Genomic DNA, 6,117 nt, shown 5'->3' with positions numbered 1-6,117 from the left:
TGTCCGCCAGGCTCTGCGCCGTGGGACAGAGCAACTGCGAGGCGGTGGGCAGCAGCCCCTGGTCGCCGGAGAGCACGGCACCCGTGGACGGCAGGGCGGTCGCGGCCGTGCCCGAGACCGCGGTGCTGACCGCGGACGTCGGCTTCTTGACGATGCCGCCGAGCTGCGCGTGGGCGGGCGTCGCCGAGGCGAGTGCAACCACCGTGGCGACACCGACGATGCGGGCAACGCACCGAGCCTGGACCTTGAACCGCATCTGATCTCCCGCAGATAGTGCCCGGGAACGGGCCTGTCCGAGAGCCCCGCGCCATCGGACAGGCGGCAACCTAGTGCCCGCGCGCCAGAAAGACAAGTGCAGCGTACTGTCGCAACAGCGATACCCGCTGCAGCTGTCGACGCGGGCGGATCTACGGGTTTCCGGACCGTCGCGGGGCGCCGCTCACGCCTGTGCGTGACCGTGTCGCGCCACCGCGTCGACGAACGCGTCGACGTCCGCCTCGGTCGTGTCCCAGGAGCACATCCAGCGGACCTCGCCCGCGCCCTCGTCCCACACGTAGAAGATGAAGCCCTCGGCGTAGAGGGCGTCGCGCAGCGGGACGGGCAACACGGCGAACACCGAGTTCGCCTGGACCTCCTGGGTCACGCGCACCCTGGGCACCTCCCGGACACCGGCGGCCAGGCGCTGCGCCATCGCGTTGGCGTGCAGCGCGCTGCGACGCCACAGGTCGTCCTGCAGCAGCCCGATCGCCTGCGCCGCCAGATAGCGGTGCTTGCTCGCCAGCTGCATCGCGGACTTGCGCCGCCACTGGAAGCCCTCGGCGTGCGCGGCGTCCCACAGGACGACCGCCTCGGCCCCCAGGCCACCGTTCTTGGTCAGACCCAGCGAGAGCGCGTCGACGCCCAGGTCGCGGGTCGCCTCCCGCAGCGAGCACCCCATGCCCGCCGCGGCGTTCATGATGCGGGCCCCGTCGAGATGCAGCAGCATGCCGCGCTCGTGGGCGACGTCGGCCAGCGCGCGGATCTCCGCGTGGGTGTAGCGCGTGCCCAGCTCGGTGGACTGCGTGATCGAGATGACCTTCGGCTGCACCGCGTGCCAGTCGCCGAACCGGATCAGCCGCGAGGCCACCAGCTCCGGCGTGAGCTTGCCGTCCGGGGTGGCGACCGGCAGGAGCTTGCGGCTCAGCAGCCGCTCCGGCGCCCCGCCCTCGTCGACGTAGATGTGCGCGCTCTCGGCGCACACCACCGCCTGATGGTGCAGGGGCGCCAGGGACTCCAGGCACAGGACGTTCGCGGCCGTGCCGCCCCAGACGAAGAAGACCTCGGCGTCGGACCCGAGGTGCTCGCGCACGAGCTCCGTCGCCTCCGCGGTCACGGGATCCCCGCCGTAGGCGACGACGTGCCCGGCCTCGTTGGCCTTCGCGACCTGCGCCATCACCGCGGGATGGGCGCCCGCGTAGTTGTCGCTGGCGAACGCCGTCACCGCCGCGACCCGCCGTGCAACTGCACCCGCTGGCCGTTCATCGCGCTGGCGCCGTCACCGCACACGCCGCAGATCGCCGACGCGAGATCCTCGGCGTCCGTGAAGGTGCGGAAGGCGTCCTCCCCCTTGCCCTCCCGCATCGCGGGCGTGGCGATCGCGTCCACGACCACGACGTTGGCGGTCGCCTTGCCCGAGCCCTCCGCGGTCGCGGTGGCGAAGCCGTCGGCCAGCGCCAGGGTCCACGCCTCGGCGGCCGCCTTCGCGGCGGCGTAGGCGGCGTTGGTGTGGGTCGGCGCCTGCGCCTGCTTGCTGCTGACGAGCACGAAGCGACCGTGGCCCGACGCCAGCAGCGAGGCGCTGAACGCCCGGCTGGTGTGCTGGACGGTGCGCACGAGCAGGTCGTGCAGGAAGGCCCAGTCCTCGAGCGGCGCGGTCTCCAGCGGCTCCCCGCCGCGCCAGCCGCCCACGAGATGCGCGACACCCGAGACGCTGCCGAAGCGCGCCACCAGGGCGGCGCACCAGGCCCGGGTCGCCTCCTCGTCGAGCAGGTCGACGACGTGGGAGTCCACGCGGTACTGCGGCAGTTCCAGGTCCGCGACCAGCTCATCGAGCTTGCCGGCGTCGCGGTCGGCGAGCGCGATCGTGGCGCCGGCGGCGGCGCAGGCGCGCGCCACGCTCGGCCCCAGGCCCCCGGTCGCTCCCGCGATCGCGATGACCCGGCCCTCGAGGGGTCCCGCGTTGGCGTCGCTCATGCGCGGCTCCCGCCGGCGAGCGCGGGCTCGAGCTTGGGCTGCAGCTGCGTGTAGAAGACGCTGAGCGGGAACTCGTCGTCCTGCACGGCGTCGATCCACCGCTTCGGGTCGGGCTCATCGCGCAGCGCGACGGCACCGCCCGCCCAGACGGACGTGACGTTCGGGGCGACGTAGGTGCTGACGAGATCGTGGGCGGTCATCCAGTAACGGACCTTCGGGAGATCGATGCCGGTGCGGTACAGGGCCTCCACCTTCTCACGAAGCGCGACGACACCGTCGGCGACGTCCTTCCAGTCGATCGTCAGGCGGTTGTCGGTCCAGCGGATGGTGCCCCGCTCGTGCAGGAACGCGAACAGCAGCTGACCGCCGAGCCCGTCGTAGTTGCGCACGCGCGTTCCGGTGACGGGGAAGCGGAAGAGCCGGTCGAAGAGGATCGCCGTCTGCACGTGGCGGGCGAAGGCGAAGCCCTCGCGCTCGAGCGTCACCGCCTCGGAGAACGCGGTGAGATCACAGCGGAGCTCCTCCAGCGAGTACATCCAGTACGGCATGCGCTGTCGGATCATGAACGGGTCGAACGGCAGGTCGCCCCGGCTGTGGGCGCGGTCGTGGATGAGGTCCCACAGGACGAACGCCTCCTGGGAGATGCGCGGCGAGGCCAGCAGCGCCGCCGCGTCGGCGGGCAGGTTCACGCCGAGGATCTCGGTCGCGGCCCCGCAGATGCGGCGGAAGCGCTCGGCCTCGCGGTCGCAGAAGATCGCGCCGAAGTGGTTCTCGGGCGGGGCCGCGGTCGCGAAGGTCTCCGGGAACAGCACCGCGCACTCGCTGTCGTAGCCGGCGGTGCGGTCCACGAACGTCACCGGCACGAACTTCGGGTTGTCGTAGCGGCCGGCCTCGAGCTCGGCGAGCCACTGCGGCCACGGGACCTCGACGACGAGGGCCTCGAAGCGGGTGTCGCGGGAGCCGTTCTGGGTGTACATCGGGAACAGCACGAGATGCTGGATCCCGTCGCGGCGGTGCAGGTCGGGACGGAACTCGTGCAACGCGGTCGAGAAGTCCGGACGCGCGAAGTCCTCCTGCACCCAGCGGTGCAGATCCGCGATCACCGCGTCGACGTACGCCGCCTGGTGCGGGAAGCGCGGGCGCAGGCCGCGCACGGCGTCCGCGATGCGACCCACGCGGTCGGTGAGGTCGCCGCGATCGTGCCTGGCCGTGTCGACGCTGCCGTCGGGCTCCTGCAGCAGCCGCAGCGCGTCCACCTCGGCCTTCAGCGTCCGCCAGCGCGGGTCGGCGAGGACCGGGCCGTGGTCGGGCTCTCCCCCGGCCCGCGCGAACGCGGCGTGCGCCGCCCACGTGATGGTGTCGATCCACAGCGTGCGGTGATCGAGGTCGCCGATGCAGTCGTCGCCGAACAGGTCGCTGTCGGCGAACACCGCCACGCGACCTGCGCCGGCCGTCGTGACGGCCATGACGGGCGCCGCGGCCGGATCGGCGGTGGCGCTCGTGCGCAGGATCGGCGTCGCGCCGTTGCGCAGCTCCAGCGCGCCGGAGCGGTAGAAGGCTGCCGTCTCGACGCGCGCCAGCAGGTCCGCGCCCGCGACGGCCGTGCGCCCCGGCCCGCGCTCGGCGAGGACCCAGGCCGGGTTGCCGTCGTGCTGGTGGGCGTAGTCGTAGACCGTGGCGTTCGCGAAGCCCAGGCCGAACCGGCCCACGAGCTCCCCGAGGTTCGAGCCGTACTTGTCCTGCTCGGTCTCGCCGAGCACGACGAGGCCGCCGCCTCCGCGCACCCATGCCTCGATCGCGTCGATCTCCGCCGCGGTGAACACGGGTGAGCGGCCGTCGGTCTTCTCCCACTTGGCCTCCGACGGGTGGGCGATCACGAGGACGTCGACCCCGGCGAGCGCGGTGGCGTCCAGCGGGCCGTCGCTGTGCGCGACGACGTCGAGCTCGCGGCCCGCCAGGGCCTGCGCGGCCTCCGCGTAGGAGGAGTCCTGGGGATGGGCGGGCTGCAGCACCGCCGCCCGTTCCCGGGAGATGGTCCACGCTTCGCCGTGCGCCTCGTCGAACAGGACGCGGGCGACGTGGGCAGGGGCGTGCACGAGCGACATGGCTGAAGGGTACGGACGACCCCCGACGGCGCTCAATGCCTATCCCGCTGCAATCTGCGTCAGAATCCTGCGCATGGACGAAGTCGACCGCCAGATTCTTGCGCTCCTGACCGATGATGGGCGCAGGACCTACGACGACATCGCGCGACGTGTGTCGCTGTCGGCCCCCGCGGTGAAGCGCCGCGTGGACCGGCTGCGCCGGGAGGGCACCCTGCGCGGGTTCACCGCGGTCGTGGACCAGCAGGCGCTCGGCTACGGCGCGGAGGCGCTCATCGAGCTGTTCTACGGTCCGGGCGTCACCCTCGACGAGGTCGCGGCGTCGCTCCGCGCGGTCCCGGAGGTCGTCGAGGCCTGGAGCGTCACCGGCGAGGCCGACGCCCTCGCGCGTGTGCGCACACGCGACAACGCGGACCTCGAGCGGCTCATCCGCGGGCTGCAGTCCGACGGCACCGTCGTCCGCACGCGATCGCAGGTGGTGCTGTCACGGCTCGTGCACCGGCGGGGCGAGCAGGACCCCGCCGGCTGAGCGGCGCCGCTACCGGCGGACCGTGAACGAGACCGTCCGCTTCGCCGACCGGTTGCCGGCGGCGTCCGTCGCCGTGATCACCAGCCGGTAGGAGCCGACCGCGAGGACCTTCGCTGCGCTCCTCGTCGGCACCGTGATCCGCGCCGGGCCGCTGGACCGCCTCGTCGTGATCGTGCGCTGCAGTCGGGTCACGGTGCAGCGCTTGCCGCGCCGGGCCCGCAGGGAACACGCCTTCCCGGCCCGGCGTCCCCGGCGGACCTGCTCGATACGCACCACGACCGTCGCGGGCTCCGAGAGCGTCAGCTTCAGGACCGTGCCGCGCCGGCGCCTGACCGTGGTGGGGGTCAGCGACACCTTGCCGAGGCTCGGGGCGAGGCGGTCGGGGGCGGGCACCTGAGCTGGTGCCGGATCCGTCGGTCCGGGCGCCGGGCCCGACGGTGCTCCGCCCGCGGGCGCCCCGGTCTGCGGGGCGGGCGCCGCGCCCGACGGGGGCGCCGGCGCAGCGGCGAACTCGTCCCCGCCGATGTCGACCGCCGCCCCGGCGACGCGCGGGTCGCCGTCGGCGTCGGCGTCGCCCTGCCGCGGATCGGCGGTGCCCGCGTCGATCGTCGGCGACCCCGGCACCTGCGCCAGGGATGCATCGAGGGCCGGGGCGACCGTCTGATTGCCCGACCCGGACGTGATCGCGCCGGACGACCGGTCGGGACGGAAGTTCGAACTGCTGACGGTGACCGCGCTCGTCTCGGTGGGCGACCCCTCGATCGTGCTGCACGTCTGCGGTGCCTGCGCGACGACGTCGCGGTCGGTCCCCTCGGACCCGCCCCGGACGATGGAGTTGTGCACCGTGGCCGTGACCGCATCGGCTCGGTCCGCGCACGCCGAGGTGAACATCCCGGTCCCGTCCGAGACCACGGTCGCGCCGACGATCGTCGCGCGACCCGTGAGAAGACCCAGCACCCGGTCGCGGGCTGGGCCGCTCGCGCGGACACGGCTGTCCCGCAGCGTCGCCCCGTCCGACACATCGGCACCCCGCGCGAACCCCGCTGCCGTCCCCGTCGCGGTGACGCGAACCTGTTCCGCGAGCGCTCCGGCCCCCTCCAGACGCAGCCCCGTCACGCTTGCGACCGAGGACTGGAACGCCTGCGTCACGTCGATGTCGATGCCGCGCACGATGCCACGATCGAACACGCGCACCGCCGCCTCGGCCTGCGAGCCGTGCGTGATGTCGTCACCGACGATCCGCGGCCGCGGCTG

General features: G+C 73.3%; 5 protein-coding genes and 1 pseudogene. 1 reads left to right on the top strand and 5 read right to left on the bottom strand.

Annotated features, from left to right (window positions below):
- The 4 genes from ABYE80_RS15855 to ABYE80_RS15840 all read right to left on the bottom strand — a co-directional run.
- A partial coding sequence (locus tag ABYE80_RS15855; RefSeq protein ID WP_372791273.1) for a hypothetical protein occupies positions 1-256 on the bottom strand: 256 nt, incomplete at its 3' end.
- Between the two features lie 183 nt (positions 257-439).
- On the bottom strand, positions 440-1,480 hold the full coding sequence (locus ABYE80_RS15850) for a low specificity L-threonine aldolase (protein WP_372791272.1): 1,041 nt from the start codon (positions 1,478-1,480) through the stop codon (positions 440-442).
- Positions 1,477-2,232, bottom strand: coding sequence for an SDR family NAD(P)-dependent oxidoreductase (locus tag ABYE80_RS15845; protein ID WP_372791270.1), 756 nt, complete (start codon positions 2,230-2,232; stop codon positions 1,477-1,479). The genes ABYE80_RS15850 and ABYE80_RS15845 overlap by 4 nt, the downstream gene beginning before the upstream one ends.
- Positions 2,229-4,337: a DUF6421 family protein gene (locus tag ABYE80_RS15840; protein WP_372791269.1), complete on the bottom strand. Its 2,109-nt coding sequence runs from the start codon at positions 4,335-4,337 to the stop codon at positions 2,229-2,231. Before ABYE80_RS15840 ends, ABYE80_RS15845 begins: the two co-directional genes overlap by 4 nt.
- A gap of 67 nt (positions 4,338-4,404) precedes the next feature.
- On the opposite strand from ABYE80_RS15840, the gene ABYE80_RS15835 reads away from it, so the two are divergent.
- Positions 4,405-4,863, top strand: a complete 459-nt coding sequence (locus tag ABYE80_RS15835) for an Lrp/AsnC family transcriptional regulator (protein WP_372791274.1) — start codon at positions 4,405-4,407, stop codon at positions 4,861-4,863.
- Between the two features lie 9 nt (positions 4,864-4,872).
- Here the strand turns inward: ABYE80_RS15835 and ABYE80_RS15830 are convergent.
- Positions 4,873-6,117, bottom strand: a pseudogene (locus tag ABYE80_RS15830) (hypothetical protein); the annotation flags it as partial.

Source organism: Paraconexibacter sp. (assembly GCF_041602235.1).
GTDB lineage: Bacteria > Actinomycetota > Thermoleophilia > Solirubrobacterales > Solirubrobacteraceae > Paraconexibacter.
The sequence above is the reverse complement of the archived record's forward strand: the minus strand, read 5'-3'. Positions and strand labels throughout refer to the sequence as shown.

What these genes read in the sequence shown, in the direction of transcription:
- ABYE80_RS15845 (WP_372791270.1), bottom strand. Translation starts at nt 2,232, where the DNA reads ATGAGCGACGCCAACGCGGGACCCCTCGAGGGCCGGGTCATCGCGATC.
- ABYE80_RS15840 (WP_372791269.1), bottom strand. Translation starts at nt 4,337, where the DNA reads ATGTCGCTCGTGCACGCCCCTGCCCACGTCGCCCGCGTCCTGTTCGAC.